This window comes from Nocardia sp. NPDC003963, from assembly GCF_053605105.1.
The window spans coordinates 255,324-275,274 of record NZ_JBSGIP010000004.1 but is presented as its reverse complement, the minus strand read 5'-3'; the positions used below and the strand labels follow the sequence as shown (position 1 = coordinate 275,274).

At 66.3% G+C, this 19,951-nt stretch carries 18 protein-coding genes and 1 riboswitch; of the genes, 6 read left to right on the top strand and 12 right to left on the bottom strand.

What is annotated here, in order from left to right; all coding sequences use genetic code 11:
• The first annotated feature begins 73 nt into the window (after positions 1 to 73).
• Positions 74 to 577, top strand: coding sequence for a DinB family protein (locus tag ACWEWT_RS13345; protein ID WP_452558756.1), 504 nt, complete (start codon positions 74 to 76; stop codon positions 575 to 577).
• A gap of 3 nt (positions 578 to 580) precedes the next feature.
• Here ACWEWT_RS13345 and ACWEWT_RS13340 read toward each other — a convergent pair whose 3' ends face one another.
• A complete protein-coding gene (locus tag ACWEWT_RS13340) occupies positions 581 to 1,699 on the bottom strand; it encodes an alkane 1-monooxygenase (protein WP_452558754.1) in 1,119 nt (372 codons plus the stop codon).
• 398 nt (positions 1,700 to 2,097) lie between these two features.
• The gene (locus ACWEWT_RS13335; protein WP_452558752.1) at positions 2,098 to 3,192 is read right to left on the bottom strand and encodes a lipase family protein; all 1,095 of its coding nucleotides are present in this window, start codon (positions 3,190 to 3,192) and stop codon (positions 2,098 to 2,100) included.
• 521 nt (positions 3,193 to 3,713) lie between these two features.
• Positions 3,714 to 3,929, top strand: a riboswitch (cobalamin riboswitch).
• 108 nt (positions 3,930 to 4,037) lie between these two features.
• Between ACWEWT_RS13335 and ACWEWT_RS13330 the strand changes: the two genes are divergently transcribed.
• The 3 genes from ACWEWT_RS13330 to ACWEWT_RS13320 are packed head-to-tail and all read left to right on the top strand — an operon-like array spanning position 4,038 to position 6,870.
• Complete coding sequence (locus ACWEWT_RS13330; RefSeq protein WP_452558750.1) at positions 4,038 to 5,090, top strand: FecCD family ABC transporter permease; 1,053 nt, start codon at positions 4,038 to 4,040, stop codon at positions 5,088 to 5,090.
• The gene (locus tag ACWEWT_RS13325) at positions 5,090 to 5,860 is read left to right on the top strand and encodes an ABC transporter ATP-binding protein (RefSeq protein ID WP_452558748.1); all 771 of its coding nucleotides are present in this window, start codon (positions 5,090 to 5,092) and stop codon (positions 5,858 to 5,860) included. Before ACWEWT_RS13330 ends, ACWEWT_RS13325 begins: the two co-directional genes overlap by 1 nt.
• Positions 5,860 to 6,870 (top strand): ABC transporter substrate-binding protein, encoded by a 1,011-nt coding sequence (locus tag ACWEWT_RS13320; RefSeq protein ID WP_452558746.1) that lies wholly within the window; start codon positions 5,860 to 5,862, stop codon positions 6,868 to 6,870. Before ACWEWT_RS13325 ends, ACWEWT_RS13320 begins: the two co-directional genes overlap by 1 nt.
• A 281-nt stretch (positions 6,871 to 7,151) precedes the next feature.
• On the opposite strand, the gene ACWEWT_RS13315 is transcribed toward ACWEWT_RS13320, so the two are convergent.
• The gene (locus ACWEWT_RS13315) at positions 7,152 to 7,685 is read right to left on the bottom strand and encodes a hypothetical protein (RefSeq protein ID WP_452558745.1); all 534 of its coding nucleotides are present in this window, start codon (positions 7,683 to 7,685) and stop codon (positions 7,152 to 7,154) included.
• Positions 7,686 to 8,638: 953 nt separating this feature from the next.
• Here ACWEWT_RS13315 and ACWEWT_RS13310 point away from each other — a divergent pair.
• Together ACWEWT_RS13310 and ACWEWT_RS13305 are read left to right on the top strand one after the other, a co-directional pair.
• A complete protein-coding gene (locus ACWEWT_RS13310; protein ID WP_452558743.1) occupies positions 8,639 to 9,322 on the top strand; it encodes a TetR/AcrR family transcriptional regulator in 684 nt (227 codons plus the stop codon).
• Complete coding sequence (locus tag ACWEWT_RS13305; protein WP_452558741.1) at positions 9,319 to 10,200, top strand: alpha/beta fold hydrolase; 882 nt, start codon at positions 9,319 to 9,321, stop codon at positions 10,198 to 10,200. Before ACWEWT_RS13310 ends, ACWEWT_RS13305 begins: the two co-directional genes overlap by 4 nt.
• Before the next feature lie 202 nt (positions 10,201 to 10,402).
• On the opposite strand, the gene ACWEWT_RS13300 is transcribed toward ACWEWT_RS13305, so the two are convergent.
• From ACWEWT_RS13300 to ACWEWT_RS13260, 9 genes are all read right to left on the bottom strand, one after another.
• Positions 10,403 to 10,711 carry a DUF202 domain-containing protein gene (locus ACWEWT_RS13300; protein WP_452558739.1) on the bottom strand — a complete coding sequence of 103 codons (309 nt, stop codon included), beginning with the start codon at positions 10,709 to 10,711 and terminating at the stop codon, positions 10,403 to 10,405.
• A complete protein-coding gene (locus ACWEWT_RS13295) occupies positions 10,708 to 11,058 on the bottom strand; it encodes a YidH family protein (RefSeq protein WP_452558738.1) in 351 nt (116 codons plus the stop codon). The genes ACWEWT_RS13300 and ACWEWT_RS13295 overlap by 4 nt, the downstream gene beginning before the upstream one ends.
• Positions 11,059 to 11,086: 28 nt before the next feature.
• Positions 11,087 to 12,664: a sulfatase family protein gene (locus tag ACWEWT_RS13290; protein ID WP_452558736.1), complete on the bottom strand. Its 1,578-nt coding sequence runs from the start codon at positions 12,662 to 12,664 to the stop codon at positions 11,087 to 11,089.
• 76 nt (positions 12,665 to 12,740) lie between these two features.
• Positions 12,741 to 13,532 carry an ABC transporter ATP-binding protein gene (locus tag ACWEWT_RS13285; protein WP_452558734.1) on the bottom strand — a complete coding sequence of 264 codons (792 nt, stop codon included), beginning with the start codon at positions 13,530 to 13,532 and terminating at the stop codon, positions 12,741 to 12,743.
• Entirely contained in the window at positions 13,529 to 14,554 is a 1,026-nt protein-coding gene (locus ACWEWT_RS13280; RefSeq protein ID WP_452558733.1) for an ABC transporter ATP-binding protein, read from the bottom strand. Before ACWEWT_RS13280 ends, ACWEWT_RS13285 begins: the two co-directional genes overlap by 4 nt.
• Before the next feature lie 20 nt (positions 14,555 to 14,574).
• A complete protein-coding gene (locus ACWEWT_RS13275) occupies positions 14,575 to 15,426 on the bottom strand; it encodes an ABC transporter permease (RefSeq protein WP_452558731.1) in 852 nt (283 codons plus the stop codon).
• Positions 15,427 to 15,437: 11 nt separating this feature from the next.
• Entirely contained in the window at positions 15,438 to 16,397 is a 960-nt protein-coding gene (locus ACWEWT_RS13270) for an ABC transporter permease (protein WP_452558729.1), read from the bottom strand.
• A gap of 37 nt (positions 16,398 to 16,434) precedes the next feature.
• Complete coding sequence (locus ACWEWT_RS13265; protein ID WP_452558838.1) at positions 16,435 to 17,946, bottom strand: ABC transporter substrate-binding protein; 1,512 nt, start codon at positions 17,944 to 17,946, stop codon at positions 16,435 to 16,437.
• Positions 17,947 to 18,396: 450 nt separating this feature from the next.
• Positions 18,397 to 19,935 carry an AMP-binding protein gene (locus tag ACWEWT_RS13260; RefSeq protein WP_452558727.1) on the bottom strand — a complete coding sequence of 513 codons (1,539 nt, stop codon included), beginning with the start codon at positions 19,933 to 19,935 and terminating at the stop codon, positions 18,397 to 18,399.
• Positions 19,936 to 19,951: the final 16 nt, after the last annotated feature.

The window sequence follows — 19,951 nt, the reverse complement described above, 5'->3', positions numbered from 1 at the left end:
CCGCGCTGCGCCGTGCACCCGCCGGGACGGCCCGCACTCGTCTCGACCACTCATCAGAACGGAGCGAAAACCCTTGAGTACCCGAAGAATCACCGCCGCCACCGAGCGCGCGATCATCGAGAACATGCTCGACCGCAACCGCGAAGCACTCATCGACACCGCGCGCGGCCTGTCCGATACCGACGCCCGTCGGCGACTCGTCGCATCGCTGACGACACCGATCTCTTTGATCAAACATGCCGCTGCCGCGGAACGGATCTGGTTTCAGCGGTTCTGGGCCGGCCTCGACGCGTTCGAATGCGACGGATATTCCGAACGCGACGAGGGCACCTTCGCTGTCGCCGACGACGAATCACTGGCCGATGTCATCGCCGAGTTCGAACGCGCGAGCCGCCGATCACGAGTGATCGCGGCCCGTTTCGACCTCGACGACACCTTGGACAATCCGCTCGAGGGCACAGTCAGTATGCGATGGACCCTGCTCGCCATGATCGAAGAGTTCGCCAGGCACGCGGGACACGGCGATATCCTCCGCGAACAGATCGATAACGCCGCGGACCGGCAACCGGACCGATGAAAGTCACCTTCGAGATTTGCTGTTGACGAGCGAGCTGTCGCCGCTGTAGTGGTCGAGGAGCCGGCGATCCATGACCGCGCGCCACAGCGGCGGTACGGCGGCCAGCAGAATCATGGTGGCGTATCCGAAAGGCAGCTGTGGGGCCTCTTGGGAGCTGCGCAGCGTCTGGTAGCGGCGGCCGGGGTTCGCGTGGTGGTCACTGTGGCGCTGGAGGTGGAGGAGGAAGACGTTGGTGACCAGTCGGTCGCTGTTCCAGCTGTGCCGGGGTGAGCACCGCTCGTATCGGCCGTCCGGCCGGAGCGCCCGTAGCAACCCGTAGTGCTCGAGGTAGTTCACTGTCTCGAGCAGTCCGATGCCGATGGCGGCCTGCAGCACCAGGAAAGGGATGACGACGGGCCCGAAGAAGAGAATCATCACACCGAACAACACCAGGCTCATCGACCACGCCTGCAATAGATGGTTGTCCCAGCTGAACCACGTCTTACCCTTGCGGGACAGACGTTCCCGTTCCAGGACGAGTGCCGAGCGGAAGCCGCCCGTGACACTGCGCGGTATGAACGCCCACAGCGATTCGCCGAAGCGGGAACTCGCCGGATCCTCGGGTGTGGCCACGCGGACATGATGACCGCGGTTGTGCTCCACGAAGAAATGGCCGTACGCGGATTGCGCCAGCGCGACTTTCGCCAGCCAGCGTTCGAGCCGTTCGACCCGGTGACCGAATTCGTGGGCGGCGTTGATACCGATACCGGAAACGATTCCCAGCGTGACGGTCAGGCCCAATTTATCGACGAGTGCCAATTCGGAACCGGCCCACATGTATCCCGCGACGGCCAGTCCGATGAACTGCATCGGCAGGAATAGGAACGTGCACCAACGATAATAACGATCGTTGGACAAGGCCTCGTAGTCTTCGTCTCGCGGACTGCTTCCGTCGGAACCCACCGCGATATCCAGCACCGGGATCACCACCAAGACGAGAATCGGGCCGATCCACCAGAACAGGACCGCTCCGGTAAGGCTCACCAGTGGTGCCGGTAGTAGCGCGCAACCGGGCGCTACGGTGCTCAGAATCCAGAGATAGCGTTTACGATCGCGGGTGGTCCCGCGTCTGAGGATTGTCATATCTGTCTCGCTCGTCCAACCGATCCATTCAGTTTGGGTACGACTGCCCGAATCCGGTACCGCCGAGGCTCCCCGCGTCACGGAGGCGCATCCCGACTCGTATTCCGGATTTCTCGTGACCGGCCGGAAGTTTCCGGCGCGGCGGCAGATTCATGTTTTTCGGCGTTCCGGAGGTCGGCGCCACCTGTATCCCTGGTGGCCCGGACTCGGAAGTGGCCCGTTTCCGCGTTCGGTCCGTACAGCTCGGCACTCCCGGCCGGGTCGGTCCGGAGCCGTCTCGGCCGCGGACCGACCCGGCCGGGGACGGTACGGAGGCACCCGCGTGCGATCAGTCGATACCGCGTAGCAGCAGACCCACTGTCCGGACGGGTGTTTCGATCGCTCTTACACTCGCGGAACTACGGCAGGGCACCACAGTTCACCGGCGCCGGCACACCGGCGAGGCGATCGTTCACCCACTGCTCCGAGGTCATCATCGACGGGAAGAAGGCCACATCGTGGGTGCCCAGGAAACCGGCGGATACGGGAGGCAACCCAGCGTCGGAATCCAGCTGAACGGCCGCGCCGCCACCGCACCAGCTCGACGCCATACCGTGCACGGCCGGGTACGGAGCAGCCTCATCGTTCCTGGCCGAGTAGATACGTACCGGCACCGCCGGAGTGAGGCCGCCGAGCCGCTGCTGGTCGAATGCCTTCTTCAGTTCCGGGGAGCCGTCGATCACGGCCGCGAGAGGCAGTCCGCTGGTCGTCCACTGCGCGGTGACCTGCGGCTGCGCCATGGTGCTGGAGAGCCCACCACCGCACTTACCTATCGAATCGCGCAGGATCGCCTTACCGGTGTCGTTGAGCGCGGCATCGATTTCCGGACGGGTACCGGGATAGTCGGCGGCGATGCCGTTGAGGATCCAGGCGATGGCCGGTGCGACGCCGGGGTGGCCGTCGCTGCGCGCGATATATTCCTGCGGGCCCACCGGAGGACCGCCCACATAGGCGCCTCGTACGTTCAGCTCGGGGGCATACTCCGGTTGTAGTTCGGCCGCCGCCGCGGAAGCCATCCCGCCCTGGGAGTAGCCGTAGAGTACGACCGGCGAGTTCGGCGTGAAACCGGCACCGGGCAACCCCAACGCGGCGCGGGCGGAATCCAGTACCGCGTAACCCTGTGTCTTGCGGTTGAGGAAATTGTGGATGCCCGGCGCGCCGAGGTCGTGATAGTCGGTCATCACCACTGCCATCCCGCGGGACAGCATCTGGTAGATCGCGATGACGTCGTATTCGAAGACCAGATCGGCCGGCGGCTGGTACCGGACCACCTGCGACAGCATCGCCGACGGCGCGCACTCGACGCCTTGCCCCTGGGTACCACCCGCATACGCCACCAGCGGGCGTTCCCCCGGGCCGGTCCACGGCGCAATCGGCTCCAGATACGTACCCACCACCGTGGTCGGCGCGTCATGGGTGTCGCTGCTGGCGTAAGTGAGGCGGGTCGACTGCACCGGTACCGTCCCGGGTAGACCCGGGGCCGAGATTGCCAGGTGCGCTGCCTCGGCACGGAGGATATCGCCCCCGGCGCCCGGTGAGCGCGACGACGCCGGTTGCGTCCAAGCGGCCGGCGCGGCGATCGCGCCACCGGCTGCGACTATGAGGACTCCTGTCAAAACTGCTAGCCAAGCTCGTTTTTCGCTCTTCATACCGATCCTTCATGCGTGTGATCCAGTCAGGGCGATTGTTGAACCGAGAGACACGATTGCCGCGGACGCGAGCACAACTCTGCTGGTCAGCGAACCGTAAGCAGGGAAAGGCGACGCTTCGATCCAACAGATCTCGATCGAGTACTGCGAGTATCTCTGTTCGAACGCAGAACCGGGCACATATGCACTTCGTGTCGTCGAGGCCAAAGCATATGCCATGTTGCGGACGCAAGCCCGGAGGTCGCCGCGGGGATTCGCACAGGGCCGATCGGTACCGACGACCGGTTCGCCATCTGCCCACGGACGGCTCGGCATCGACCGGAATGCTACTGTGACCGGGCGCTGGTTACCGCCTGTCCGTGATGGGCGGTTCGCAAGAGGGAATCCGGTGGGAATCCGGAGCTGCCCCGCAGCGGTATGTGGAAACGACCGCGGTCATCAGCACTGGGCCCGCCGCCCGGGAAGCGACCGCCAGTAGGCGATACCGGATATCCGGTATCCCGTCCACGAGCCCGAAGACCTGCCCGCGCGGCCGAGCCGACGGCGCGGTCTCCTGTCGACTCCGAGGGAGCGGTTGACGAGATATGGGTCCTGTGGTGCTCGGCTGCCTGCGCACATACGCTTCGGGACGGTGCGGATAGCGCCGGCCGATGAGAACTGTCGAGAAACGGCGGCTGCCCGTCGCCGTGCTTGCCTCCGGCCTCGTCGTGGCACTCGTGGTGATCTCCGTACTCGCGCTGGCGCTCGGTGCGGCCCAGATCCCGTGGCGTGACACGATCTGGTTCCTGTGGGCCGAACTCACCGGCGCGACGGTGCTCGCCACCGACGTCGCCGACTATCGGATCATCGTCGACTCCCGATTGCCCCGGGTCCTGTCGGCTGCTCTCGTCGGCGCGGGTCTGGGCGGGGTCGGGCTGCTGGTGCAGGCCATGGTCCGTAATGCGCTCGCCGACCCGTACGTACTGGGGATCTCCTCAGGGGCGTCGGTGGGGGCCACCGCAGTCGTACTCTTCGGCGTTTTCGGGGCTCTCGGCATCTACGCGCTGTCGACCGCGGCCTTCATCGGTGCGCTCGGCGCCACCCTTCTCGTCTATCTGATGGCGCGCTCGGCGTCCGGGCTGGTACCGCTGCGGCTGGTACTGACGGGTACTGCCGTCGGTTACGGTTTCTCCGCCGCGACGACGGTACTGGTGTTCCTGGCCCCGCACGGGGATGCCGCCCGTTCGGTGATGTTCTGGCTGCTCGGGAGTCTGGCGGGCGCGACCTGGCAGATGGTTCCCCTGGTCGCCGCAGCGGCCTTGTCCGGGCTGACGGTGATCGCCGTGTACGCGCGTCATCTGAACGCGCTGGCGATGGGGGACGAGGTCGGTGCCGCACTCGGAGTGGACGCTTCCCGGTTCCGGCTGCTCCTGTTCGTGGTCGCCGCCGCGATGACGGGCTGTTTCGTCGCCGTATGCGGCGCCATCGGCTTCGTCGGGCTGGTGGTGCCGCATATCGCCAGACTGCTGGTCGGAGCCGACCATCGACGGCTCACGATCGTGACGCCTCTGCTGGGCGCGGTGTTCCTGGTGACCGCGGATCTGGTGGCGCGGACCCTCATACCTCCGCAGGAACTCCCCCTGGGCGCGATCACCGCGGCGGTGGGCGTCCCCGTTTTCGTCCTGTTGATGCGCCGCCGCGGCGCGCTGGTGGAACACGGCTGATGCGGGTCGATTACGAGAACGTGGCGGTCGAGTTCGACGGCACGCCGGTGGTCGAGGCGGTGACCCTGACCGCCGCGCCCGGTGCGTTCATCGGCGTCGTCGGACCGAACGGCAGTGGTAAATCCACCCTGCTGCGATGCCTCTACCGCGCCCTGTCGCCGACTTCGGGGCGCGTCCTGGTCGACGGGACGGATATCTCGGCGATCAGCATGCGGGAGAACGCCCGCCAGGTCGCGGCGCTGACCCAGGACGCGAACACCCCGTTCGATTTCACCGCCGCCGAGGTAGTCGCCACCGGGCGGCTACCACATACCGCGCTGCTGCGCGGTACACACCGCCGCGACCGCGAGATCTGCGCCGCGGCCATGGCCACCGCCGATATCGGTCATCTCGCCACGCGCGGCTTTCTCGCACTGTCCGGCGGTGAACGCCAACGGGTGCTGATCGCGCGGGCGCTGGCCCAGCAACCGCGTGTGCTCGTCCTGGACGAACCGACCAATCACCTCGACGTCCGCCACCAGTACAGCGTGCTGTCCGCGGCACGCGGTCTGGGGATCACCGTGATCGCGGCTCTCCACGACCTCAATCTCGCCGCGCAGCACTGCGACCGGATCTTCGTCCTGTACGCGGGCCGACTCGTCTGTTCGGGCCGCCCGCACGAAGTGATCACCACCGAGGTCCTCACTCGCTGGTTCTCGATCGGCGGCCATATCGTCGACCATCCGCGGCTGGGTGTCCCACAGGTCATCTTCGACGAGAAGGAACAGTGATGAGATTTCTCCGGCCGGCCCGGGCATTTGCGGTCGCCTGCGTGGTGGCCACGGCAGCATGCGGAGCCGAGCTCCAGGAGGCCCCGCGATCCGCGGCCGACACCTCGGTCACGGTGACCAACTGCGGCGCGCCGCTCACCGTCGACGGCATCCCGGAGCGGGTGGTCACCAACGACACCGGCATCACCGAGATGATGCTCGCCCTCGGCCTGGCCGATCGGCTGGCGGGTTACACCAGCTACCCCGGTAAGGAACGCGATATCGCCACCTCACCGTGGAAGGCCGACTTCGACCGCGTACCCGCGCTCGGCGACGCCTTCACCCGCGAGATCGTGCAGGCCGCCGCCCCCGATTTCGTCTTCGCCGGCTGGAACTACGGTTTCAAGGAGTCCACGGGACTCACCCCGGATTGGGTGCGCTCGATCGGCGCGGTCCCCTACCAGTTGACCGAGGCATGCCGGCAACCCGGATCCGATCGTCGCGGCGTGATGGAACCGCTGGACGCCCTCTACGCGGACCTCGTCAACCTCGGTGAGATCTTCGATGTGCGCGACAAGGCGGACGAACTCGTCGCCCAGTACCGTGAACAAATCGCCGGAGCCGCCGACGGCGTACCGGCCGGGCGGGCACCGGCGCGGGTCTTCCTGTTCGACAGCGCGACACCGGAACCGTTCACCTCGGGCCGCACCGCGGCACCGTCACAGATCATCCGTGAGGCGGGTGGCAGCAATATCTTCGACGACCTGAACGATTCGTGGACCACGACCTCGTGGGAGGCGGCGGCACAGCGGGATCCGCAGGCGATCGTGATCGTCGACTACGGCGCTGGCCCGGACAATTCGGTGCAGGCCAAGATCGACCAGCTACGCGCCCAGCCGCTGATGGCCGGAACAACAGCCGTCCGCGCGGACAACATCATCGCGCTACCCTATGCCGCGCTGGTCGAGAGCCCCCGCAACCCGCAGGCCGTCGTCACAGTAGCGGACTTCCTCCGATCCAGAGGATTCTGAACGAGCCGAGTTCCTCCCGGCGAGTACGGGAGGTTCCCGGGTACCGGCAGGGCGAGCCGCGCCACGCTACCGGCTTACGCGGTGGTCGGCGCAATCGACGGGGGACGATCACAGCCGGTGGCCGGCTTCGGCACCGAACGGCTCGTCCGCGGCGCACGGATGCTCGAGGCGCCCCGAACCCGGCTATCGCCGTCATCCCCCGGACTCCATGGTCCCGGCCTCGCCCCGGGAACCGCTGCCGACTCAATGGAATTACGGCCGTCCGGGACGCGCACGACCGGTCAGCCGCGATGCTTCCCGCGGAGGAACAGCAGCGGTAACAGCACCACGCCGACGATCGGGATCCCGCCGACCAGCACGAGGAAAACGCCCATGAACAGTCCGACGATCAGCGGCGAGCCCCACCCGGCTCCGGCATAGGCCTGATCTCGATCGTTACCGCCGATCCAGTTACCCGGGTCGGCACGGACCAGTCGCGCCGGGAGCACCCGCCCCGGCTCACACGCACCGTTCACATGAACACGGATATCAGCGAATCCCCCGGATCCCTCGGCAGCGGCGAAATCACCGTAACAGTGCATGGTTCGGCGACCGCCTCCCCGGCTGTCACGTTCGTAGACCTCTTCGGACCGCAGGACCGTCACGTCCCCCCGCTCCCCCGCCCAATCGAGCCCGGCCGCCACCACCTTCGCGTTGCGAACCGGTATATCGCCGATCAGATGTACGGAGAACCAGGCCAGCGGCAGGCACAATACCCACAGCACCACCAAGGCAACAGAATTTCCGCGGCCACCGGCCGGCTCTCGTTCGCGCACCCGTCCTATTTTCCGGCAGCACCGCCGCGGCGCACGGTTTTATGTGCTTACCGCTGTCCGGGCAGGATGCCGGCCTGCCCGGACAGCGGAGTCATCTCGAACTGTGATCGGATCGAAAACTGTCGACGACCAGCGGCCTCACCCCTTCCTCCGTCGTGCGGTCCGGGAGCACCGAAGGGCTCTCGATGCGCCGTGGACGTGCGATCGATCGGTGATGTGACGACCTCGAACTACGGTGTGGCCCCGGCCGGGCACAATATTCGAGGTGGCGCCACCAGGTCTGTACGGATCGAAAGCGTCCCTGACCGCCGGCGCCTCGATGGATTGGCATTCGGGATCGATCCCGCGGGCAATCCCATCGTCCACCCACACCGTCAGGTGTTATGCGTTTCCGCTATTTCCGAGGCGATTTCGCCGCGTGTCGGAAGACACACCGCCGATGGCCTGCGTGTCGCCGTCTACGGCGTTGCGATGCCCGGGATTTCGCCGACCAGCCTTGCCGCGCCCCCACTTCGACGATATCGACCGCATACGCGACGGCGAATCCGCGTGCGCAGCAACGACTCCGCGCACGTGGCGGGACCGCCCGCATCCGATTCTCGCCCGGACATCGCGCACGCAGGATCCGAGGCCGAGAACGGTCGGCGCACCCGATCCCCCACGGCAGCCGGACACGGGAAGCGGCAACCCGGCATCCGCTTCGCCGGTCAGCAGTCCCGTCGGCGTCCGCTCTCGACTCGAGTGCCGACAGACCGGCGCCCGAGTCGATAGCGGACGACCCGGCATTCACCCGTACCGAGGGCCTGCACTCCCCAACCTTCATGCGCAGCAACGCGGGTGATCCCGCCGGGCAGCGATCCACGACTCCGGAAGCCGGGCCTGCCGTTCCACACCACCTCTGGTAACGTAGTGACCATATTGCAAATTCTGGTCACTACGACGGTAGGAGCTGTATGCCCCGCCCCCTGGTACCCGACCGCCGGGGAAAGATCCTGGCCGCGGCCGCGGAACTGATCACCGAAACCGGATGGCCGCACACCACGATCGCGCGGATCGCCGAACGAGCCGGTATCGGCAAAGGCGCCGTCTATCGCGAATTCGATGACAAGGCGGCCATTCTGACCGCGGTACTGAACGGCAGCATGCGCCGGATGACCGCACAGGTACACCGGCGCGTACTCGAGGCCGACGACCTGGTCGACCTACCCGCCGTCTACCGGTTCGGAGTGGAAGCTCTGCTGTCCGAGCCACTGATGCGCGCGCTGTATCTGGGAGACGACACCGTGCTCGGTGAACACGTCCGTGGCATCACCGATCAGCGTTATTCGACGCGTTACGACTGGCTCACCGGCTACATCGGCCGGCTCCAAGAGGCCGGAGTAATAACGAGCACCGTCCCCGGCGACACCGTCACCCGCATGCTCAGCGTTTTCACCATCGGCCTGATCAGCGCCCCCGGGGTCCTCGGCGCGACGAACCACGCGGAACTCACCGCCACGGTCACCCTGTTCGCGGATCTGGTGGGCGACGGCCTGACCGACGACGGGCCCGTGGATATCGCCGCTGCCCGCCGTGCCCAGCTCGGACTGCTCGATCAGCTGTCGGACCAGCTCACCCACCTGGAGGAGACCGAATGACCGCCACTTTCGAACACCATACCGACCTGACGATCGGCGGCGGCCCGGTCCGGCACTACCGATCCGGGGACCGCGGCACGCCCGTCCTGCTCCTGCACGGCGGAATGCTGGACACCGCCCAGGGCGTCTGGCGCGATATCGCGCATCGCCTGGCGGCGAACCATCGCGTACACGCGATCGACCTGCCGCGACACGGCGCCAGCAGACCGTGGGCGGGCCGACTGAACAGCAGGTTCTTCGACGATTTCCTCGACGAACTGCTCGACCGGCTGGAGTTGCCGAGTACCGCGATCATCGGATTGTCCCTCGGCGGCGGTCTCGGTATCGCCTACGCGCTGCGCAATCCCGGCCGGGTATCGGCATTGATCGCGATCGGGCCGGGCGGAATCGGAGCGAAGCGGCAGGCACAGTTCACCACCTGGTCGGTGCTGAAGACCCCGGGTGTGCTGACATTGACGAGCAAGTACCTGGCGCGCAGTCCGAAAGCGGTCCGGCGATCGATGATCGCCAATCTCACCGCCGGTGCCGACACCCCCGGCTTCGACACCATCCTCGAGCTGGTGCAGGCCGAGGCCCGCGCCAAAGCCCGGTTCGGCGAACCGGCTCTCGACGACTGGATGGTCGACGCCTACGGCCCCTGGCGTATGCGCGTGGACTACCTCCCCGAACTCTCCCGGCTCCAGGTACCCAGCCTCTGGATTCGTGGTGAGAACGATCCACTGGTGCGGCATCCGGAACTCGCCGCGGCGGTATCGCTGGCACCGGGAGCCCGGATGATCACGATCGCGGATGCCGGCCATATCGTCACCTACGACCAGCCCCTCGAGTTCTTCCGATCGGCCGAGGATTTCCTCGAATCGACGCTCGGCGGCAGGTAGTCGCGCCTGGAAACGCGAACATCCCCGGTGACCAGTGGGTCCTGACGCCGCCCCGGTGCTTCCGGCTCCGAGGTGCGGGCCGCCGCCACCGCACGATTGGATGGGTGATCGCGCGGTGGCCCGCCGGCTGAGCAACCGGCGCCGGCGCGGGCGGCACATCTCCTCATCACCACGGGAACAGTCGGATCGTCCGTCGAACGATTCAGCGATAGGTGACCGCAGCGGCGATACCACTCAGCGCGACGGCGATCGAGACTGCCGCGGCATGCGTCGTCCCGACGCGCACTCTTCCCCTGCGCAGTGCGCGTCCGCGCCATCTGCCGATACCGCTCAAAAGCAGCATGGTCGCCGCCGCGAGCGCGGGCACCGCGGCGGTCGTACCCCACCCCCGCTCGACGGACTCGTGGAGCAACAGGCCGGCGACGCAGAGCGCCGACAACGATGTTCGCCGCCAGGAGAGTTCGGTGCGCTCGGCCTGTAATCCCGTATCCCGGTTCGAGGTGTCGATCACGAGGACAGGGTGGTGAGGGTGACGATCACGGCGATACCGCCGACACCCAATGCCAGGACCGGCACCAATGTGGATGCCGGGAGCGGAAGATCGCGTCTCATCGCACGCCGCACCGCACTCCATTGAACGAACGCACCCACCGCGAGTACGACCGCGAACAGCACGCAGGCCAACACCAATGGGTTGAAGGTGCCGCTGTCCTGCGACCGGGCGGCCAGATGATCGACCGCCACACCTCCCGCCAGCAGCCCGAGGGCAGTACGAATCCATGCCAGGAAAGTGCGCTCGTTCGCGAGCGTGAACCGATAGTCCGGCTCGTGTTCGGCGGGTGCGGGTGATCGTCGCACGAGTCCGATAGTTGTTCTCACGGTGCACTCAACCCATGGCCTGTGGCCGCAACCGCGGCTCGCGCGGACTGACGAGGTGCTCGTAGAGGTCGGTGACCAACGCGTCCCGGATCTCGCGGACAGTGGGATCGTTCCAGCGGTTCCTCCACTGGTGGGGGTCGTCGGCGATGTTGTAGAGCTCCCCTTCGCTACCGTCGTAGATGATGCGCGGGGGAACTTCCTCCGGTGGGATTCCGAAATCGGCGTAGCGCTCGGCGCGGTGGAAACCGTATTCGACGTCGTTGGCTTCGTAGGCCGTACAGATCCACCCGTCCCGCACGATCGTACGAAGCCGGAAGCCGGTGTCGAGTTGACTGTCCCATTCGATCAGGGCGCGCTCGCGTCCCGATCCCGGTGCGGTGGGCAGCGGCGCGCCTTGCATCCACTCGGCGGGCCGGATTCCCGCGATCCGGCAGAACAGGGGCGCCAGGTCGACTTGGCTGACCGGTTCGGTGACGACCGCCGGTGGGATGGCCGCGGACGGGGCGGGTCGCCAGATCAGGGGCAGGCGCATCAGCGCGTCGACATGGTACGGGCCCTTGAACAGCAGGCCGAGATCACCCTGGAACTCACCGTGATCGGTGGTGACGATCACGTCGGTGTCAGCGCCCCAGCCACGTTCCTCGATATGGTCGAGCACGCGCCGATAAGCCTCGTCGAGAATCTCGTTCTTGGCATGGCAGATGGCGTTGATCTCGCGGATCTGATCGTCGGTCAGCCGGGCCGGCACGAAGTCCGCCGGGGCGGCGTCGATATTGGGCACCGACCCGTCGTACCAGGCCATCCAGTGGCTCGGACGGTCCGCCAGGATCTCGCGGATCCGTTCGTCCGAGCCCGGATGCCCCGGAGGCAGATCCAGCGTGCGCCAGTCGATACGTTTGTGCTCGCTCGCCGGAAGGTCCCACGGGTGATGCGGGTCCGGAAAGCTCATCCAGCAGAACCAGTCTTCGTCGTCGGCCAGGGTATCCAGCCAGTCGATGACCGCATCCGCGACCCAATCGGTGTGGTAGTCCTCGCGCCGAATCGGATTGGCGCGGACCGCGGGGGCGCCGGTGTCACCGCCCGGAGCGGTGGAGAAGATGCGCAGGAACCCGTCCATCGACTCGGACCGGTTCTCGCGCAACCAGTTCCCGTAGTGCGACGCGCCGAACGGACCGTGCCCGGCGAACCGTACGTAGTCGAAACCTCGATAGGGTCCGCTCTCCCCGTTGGCCACCAGTCTGTTCTGGAGCCATCGATAGGACGGATCGGCGATCGGCTCGAAATGAACCTTTCCGATCAATGCCGTCCGGTATCCCGCATCGGTGAGCACCTGTGCCACGCTGGGGGCATCGTCGGGTAGCGGCACCCCGTTCGCGATAACGCCGTGCGTCCGCGGGTACTGACCGGTGAGGATGCTCGACCGGGCCGGGGAGCACACCACATTGGTGCAGTACGCGCGCTCGAAACGGATCCCGGCCGCCGCGAGCGAGTCGGTGGTGGGCGTCCGCGCGACTGTTCCCCCGTTGCAGCCGTACGCGTCATAGCGCTGCTGGTCGGTGGTGATGAAGAGAATCTTTCGGCCCACGATTACTCCAATAGCTGTTGTTCGTTCCTGAACTCTTTGTCGACGGCAGGCGTATTCGCGCCTGCCGCGTGCGGTGTCAGGCGGTGCGAAGGGCGGGAACCGCCGTGAGCAGTTCCCGGGTGTACTCCTCGCGGACACCGTCGTATGTCAGATCCGCCGCGGTACACGACTCCACGACGCGACCGCGCTGCATGACCACGACACGATCGCAGAAGAGCCGGACGACGCCGATGTCGTGGCTGATGAGCAGATAGGCGAGATCCCGCTCCCGGCGTAGCCGGATCAGGAGTTCGAGTATCTGCGCCTGGATCGAGACGTCGAGTGCCGATACGGACTCGTCCAGGACGATGAGTTTCGGTGCCACGGCCAGCGCTCTGGCGATGGCCGCGCGCTGTCGCTGCCCACCGGAGAGATGGACGGGGCGGCGCGTCGCGAATGCTTCGCCGAGGCCGACGAGATCGAGCAGTTCGCGGGCACTTTCACGGGCCGCACCGTCCGACGCACCGTGCCAGAATCGGAAGGGCTCGGCCACAGTGTCTTCCAGCGTCATCCCCGGATTCAGGGATGTGTAGGGGTCCTGGAACACCAGCTGGACGGTGCGCCAGGCTTGCCGGTCGAACTTCCCGCGCGAGTACACATCCTGTCCGAGCAGCCGGATGGCGCCGCTGTCCGGGCGGACGAGCCCACAGATCGTGCCGGCCAGTGTCGACTTACCCGAACCGGACTCGCCGACGATCCCGACGGACTCACCCGCTCGTATCCGGAGAGACACCTGGTCCACCGCAGTGGTCCACAGCCGCGGTGCCGGCCATCGAGAGGTGTGATAGGTCTTGCTGACATTCACCAATTCCAGGAGCGGTTCGTTCATTTCGCCACCTCGGCAGTCGCTTCGGGAAGGCGGTCCCTTGCCGGGTCCGGGTCGTATCGGATGCACCGCACTCGGCGTTCATCCGAGATTCGGCGCATCGGTACGGTCTCGATCTCGCATTGTTCGACGCGCAGGCCACAACGCGGCGCGAACCGGCACCCGGGGCCCGCCTTGTCGAGCGCGAGCACTTGACCGGGCAACGGCTGCAGGCGGCCGGTTTTCAGCACATATTCGGGTATGCAGCGCATCAGCCCGTCGAGGTAGGGGTGCGAAGGTGCGCTGAGCATCGCGTCGGTCGGTCCGATATCGACCAACTGACCGGCGTACATGACCATCATCCGATTGCTGCGCTCGCTCACCACTCCCAGATCGTGAGAGATGAGCAGTACGGCGAGACCCATCTCCGCTCGCAACCGATCGACGAGATCCATGACACTCTTCTGCACCGTTACGTCCAGCGCGGTGGTCGGCTCATCCGCGATGAGAACCGCCGGCTCGCGGGCGATCGCGATACCGATCATCGCTCGCTGCCGCATTCCGCCCGAGAACTCGAACGGATATTGCGCGGCACGTTCGGAGGGGCGATCGATCTCTACTCGGTCGAGTATCTCGACAGCGCGCCGCCTGGCTTCGTGCCGCGAAACCCCCTTGTGGCGCAGCCGTACCGCCTCGGCGATCTGGTCACCGATTCGTACCGACGGGTTCAGGCTCGTCATGGGGTTCTGGAAGATCATCGAGACCTCGTCCGGGCACGTTGTCGCCGACGTATCCACGACACGACCGGCGAGGGTGATCGTCCCCTTGCTCTGCTGGACACCACCGGGAAGCAGCGCGGCCAGGGCCGAACCGGTGAGGCTCTTACCCGAACCCGACTCGCCGACCAATCCGACCATTTCGCCGGCGAACAGCTCGAACGACACGTCCTCGACCAGCCGCACCCGCGGGTTCCGGCCCTGGGTCTCGATCGCGAGATCCACCACCGACACCACGGGCCGGTCCGTAGTCGTACGCGTGCTGGTCACGTTCTTTCCGTGAAGGTCGTTCATCGGTCGACCCCCTCCTGCTTGTTCAGCGTGTCACCGAGAATGTTGAGGCTCAGGATCAAGAGCGTGAGCGTCGCCGCCGGAACGATCACCACCAGCGGCATCGTGGCCAGCAGGGTGGACGCCCCGGTGAGCAGAGTCCCCAGGCTCGCGTCGGGCGGTTGCACGCCGATTCCCAGGAAGCTGATTCCCGCCTCGACGACCAGCGCGAGCCCGAGCAGGTAACTCACCTGCACCACCAGCTGCGACCGCACGCCCGGCATCAGATATCGCCGGAGAATGCGGAGGTGTCCCACTCCGGACATCCGGGCGGCGGCGACATACGGCGCACCGACCAGTGGGATCGTCTGAGTCCGCACGATCCGCAGGATCCTCGGTGCGAAGATCACGCCGAGAACCACCATCTGCCCCTCGATACCCGTGGCAAGCGCTGTTTGCGCGGCGAGCAGCAGAATAAGAGCGGGAACGATGAGGACCACATCGGCCAGCCGACCCAACGCTTGATCGACCCACCCGCCGCAGTAGCCCGCCAGCAGACCCAGCGGAAGCCCGATCAGGAAGGCGACTGCCACCGCGATCAACGCGGCCAGCATCGAAGTGTGAATACCCCAGAGCAGTCGGCTCACCATATCGCGGCCGAGTTCGTCGGTGCCCAGCCAGTGGTCCGCGGTCACCGGCCCGGCCGTGTTCAGCAGGTCCTGTGCGTGGGGATCGGCTATCGGCAGCAACGGGACGAAAATCGTCACGGTGACGACCGCGCCGAGAACACCCAGGGCGGCCCACTCGAGTACCGACCAGCGCCGCGAGCCGGCTCGGCGCACAACGGACTTCTCGCTTGTGTTCGTATCCATCACTGTTCCACTCATCGTGTCGTCCTGGATGCCGGGTCGAGCCAGAGCACAACGAGGTCGGCCACCAGGTTGGCGGCGAGTACCACGGCACCGAACAGGGCCACCATCGCCTGTACGACCGGGAAGTCCTGACCCCGTACCGAGTCGATCATCAGCGTGCCCACCCCGGGTACCGCGAAGACGACCTCGACCATGAGGGCGCCCGTGATCAGTACTCCCACTTCGAGACCTATGACGGTCACCAGCGGCGCCGAGGCATTGCGCGCGATATGACGGAAGAAGATCCGCGTCGGCCCGGCGCCCTTCATCCGCGCCGTGCGCACGTAGTCCGCGTTGTACTCGGTGACGACGGCCGAGCGGAATGTTCTGGTCTGCAGGGCCATCAGTGACAGGGCGAGCGCCAGCGCCGGAAGTATCAGGAACCGCAACGTGCCCAGCAGGCCTGCCTGCGATACGGGTTGGAAGCCCCCCGCGGGTAGCACCGGCACCCAGATCGCGAACACCAGGATGAGTCCCAGGCCGAGCAGAAAGTTCGGAATCGCGACGCCCAGCAGCGAGATTCCCTGCATGGTTCGATCCAGCCATCCGTTCGGCCGGACGCCGACCGCCGAGCCGATGACGAGCGTCATCAGCACCGCGATCCCCATCGCCATGGCGGCCATCAGCAGGGTCGGCGGCAAGTGTTCGCCGACGAGTCCGGATACCTCGCCCCGATTCTGCATGGACGTCCCCAGGTCACCGCCGAGGAACCCGCTCAGCCACTTCCCGTACTGCACGAGCAGCGGCTCGTCGAGTCCCAGCTGGGTCCGCAATTCGGCGATCTGCTCCGGGGTGGCGGTATCGCCGGCCAGTGCCGCGGCCGGATCTCCGATCGAGTAGAGCAGCACGAAGGTTCCGAACGTCACGGCGAACAGCAGTGGGATCGAGATGAGCACTCGGCTCACGATGCGGCGAATACTCAACAGCAACATATGGTCAGCTCCTTCTCCGGCACTCGGTCGCACCGCATCAGCCGGACACTCCGCGGAAATCGGGAAACGACGGCGACCACGGCATCTTCCAGCCGGTGACGTGCGGCGCGACGACATAGGCAGTCTTCGGCGTGAGCACCGGAACAATGAAGGAACCGGGACCGATCAGACCGGATATTTCGCGGTAGTCCTCGATTCGCCGGCCCTGATCCGTTTCGCGTTTCGCGGCAGCGGCGAGCTCTACGACTTTCGGGATCTCCGATCCGCCGGGGTTGTACAGCCCGGTGGGCAGGACATAGCGCTCGATCGATTCGGACGGGTCGTGGGAGATACCGGCCCCGCCGAACGCGATCGCCACGTTCTTTTCCGCGGTGAACCTGCCGACAACCTGTGGCGGCGCGAGCGGAACGACGTTCGCCTGCAGCCCGGCCGACTGCAGCTGCTGCTGCAGGATCGTGGCGAGCTGTTCGAAAGTCTTGTTGCCGGCGACGGTCGCTATATCGACGTGCGCTCCGACCGCCCCGGCCTCGGCCACCAGCGCCCGGGCCCGATCCGGATCGTAGGGGAACGCGTCCGTTCCGAGGCCGCGGTCGTAAGCGGCGGTGCCGGCGCCCATGATCTGACCGGTCGGTTCGCAGTTGCCGTGCAGCAATCCGGTACAGATGCGGCCGCGGTCCAGCGACAGGTTGACTGCCTCACGAACCCTGGGATCGCCGAACGGTTCGATCGAGGTGTTGATGGAGAAGATATAGTTCTCCGTCCCGAGCCCCTGCTCGACGACGTATCCGGCCGTTTCGGCCAGCTCGACCATGTCGTTCGGCAGAACGGTGACATCGACCGCCTCCGACCGTACGGCGTTCAATTTCGCGTCGTCGGAGAGATATACGATCTCCAATGTGTCGACCGCCGCGGCCCCCGGATCCCAGTAGTTCTCGGTCTTCTCGAACACCACCCGGTTGGGCTGCACGCTCGCCAGGGTGAACGGACCGATTCCGGCGGACTGCCTCGAGAGGTCGGCGGATTCGGCGATCGCCTTGTCCGAGATCATCATTCCAGCGGGCCCGGCGAGTACCCGCGGCAGCGCTCCGACGCCTCGGGCCGCGCGTAGCCGCACCTTCAGCTCGCCGAGCGGTTCGGTGCTCACTCCGGTCAGCGAGGCGCGGTTGGCGCTCCCGGGAAGGCTCTGCGATCGCGAGATATTGGCGGCAACGGTATCGGCGGTGAAGGGCGTTCCGTCCGCGAACTGTAGATCCGAACGTAGCGTCAGGTCCAGGTACGGCCCGGTGGCGTCGGTACCCGATTGCCAGGCGGTCGCCAACCTCGGCTGCACTGCCTCATCCGCACCGAGCGCCGTGAGCGTGTCGTAGACCGGGGCGGCGTAGACCGCCATCTGGCGAAGAGCCAGCAAGTCCGGATCCATCGTGGTCGCGGCGATCGGCGCCGCGAAGGTCAATGTACCGTCGGCCGACATCCCGGGGCCGACACTGCAGGCGATCGACGAGCCGAGCGTCAGCATGCCGGTGACTGCGACCAGGGCCAGCCTCTTCATCTGATTCAACGATCGCTCTCCCTGATAACCACGCCCGGGATGATGTGACCCGAAGCACATGCAAAACTGAATATGACTTTAGATACAAAAATGAGCCCGCACAACCCCGATCGCTACCCCATCGAGTTCGGCAGCACCGCAGGGGCAACCCGACTCACGACACGATCGGCGGACGCCCGGACGCGGCCGGCACGAACTCATCGCACCGGTACACCCGAACGACGCCCGCACTGCCGGCGAAGAGGAGACTCCGCGGCAATCGGCGCACATAGGTGTCCTGCCCCGCATCACCCGGAAGCTCACCGATACCGGGCACACCGCTACACCGGGCGCGCGGCCGAAACCCGAGACGTTGCATAGCATGCGCGGGCCGCACAACCTCTGTCCCATAACGGGATTCGATTCGTTCGGGCGTAATCCGGATCGACCGGCGCTCCCGTTGCCGACCGTTCAGCCGATGGCCGGCAACGCCGACCGGGCGATCTTTCCGGTCGCGGTCTTCGGCAGTTCGGTCATGAAAACGACCGACCGCGGCACCTTGTAGTGCGCAAGCCGCTCTCGGCAATGACGAACCACCGCGCTCTCGGTCAAATCGCCGTCGCGCGTAACGATCGCGGCCGACACGCGCCGCCCCCATCGGACATCAGGGGATCCGAAGACCACGACCTCGGCAACCTCGGGCAACTCGGCGATGACCGTCTCGACCTCACTCGGGTGGACGTTCTCGCCCCCGGAAATGATCATGTCGTCGGACCGGCCTTCGACGAAGAGGTAGCCGTCCTGGTCGAGATATCCCACATCGCGGGTGTTCAACCAGCCGTCGACGAAGGTGCGGGCGCTCTCCTCCGGACGCCCGAGGTAGTGGTGCCCCATCGACGGCGTCCTGAACCACAGCGCACCCGACTGCCCGGCCGGTAGCACCGCGCCGGTGGTCAGGTCGCGCACTTCGATCTCACAATCCGCGCTCACTTGTCCCGCTGATGCCAGCCGTCCGATAGTCGCACCGGTGAGCTGATGGTCTTCCGGACGCAGGTAGGCCACGACCCCACCGGCCTCGGTCATGCCGTAGACCTGACAGAACTCGCAGTCGAGCACTTCGAGAGCCTCCCGCAACATCGGCACGGTGATCGAAGAAGCGCCGTAGCCGAGATGACGGAAGTCCGGAAGCCGCCGTGGCTGGACGGCAAGCCGGTCGATCACCGCTCTGATGAGGGTGGGCACGAAGACCGCATGGGTGATGCGGTGCTCGGCCAGGGCGTCCACGATCGCCCGCGGCGAGGCTTCGGCGAGATAGCTCTGCCGAGTACCGAACCGGAGTCCGTACAGCACCCAATAGGATCCGGCCAGGTGGAACAGCGGTGGCACGATCAACAACCTCGACGATTCGTCGAATCCGTGCGGCGTGGGCGCCGCCACCCCGGCCTCGATCGCCAGGCGCGTAACCGGCACCGCCTTCGGCACCCCGGTCGACCCGGACGTGAAGAACACCAGCGCAATATCTTCCGCGGCCGGTTCGAGCGGTTCGGCGGAGGCGAGTTCGGGCCAGGGATCGGTCGTTGCCGGGTCGATCAGCGCTATGTGCACACCCGCGCCGGCGATGGCCCGCGCACGATCGGCGAACGCCGCGCTCGCGAACAGATGCGTAACGCCCGCCTCCACACATGACGCGGCGAGATCGGTGTCCGGCAACCGCCAGTTCAATCCCACCAACGCGGCCCGCCGACGCCAGGATCCGAGCAGAGTGATGGCGAATCCCGCTTCGTTCTGCCCCAACCAGGCAACTCGCGACCCGGGACCGCCGGTGCGCGAAATGATCCCGGCCGCACGTCCGGCCGCGCGATCCAGTTGACTCCAGGTGAGATCGGCCGCCGGCCCGAGCAGGGCGGCTTCGTCGGCACGGCGCTCTGCATGACTGCGAACGGCTTCGTCCACGGTGCAGCTCGGCCACCCGGCTCCACCAGCGGCCTGCGCCGTGACACCATCGTCCATGACAATCTCCTGTTCA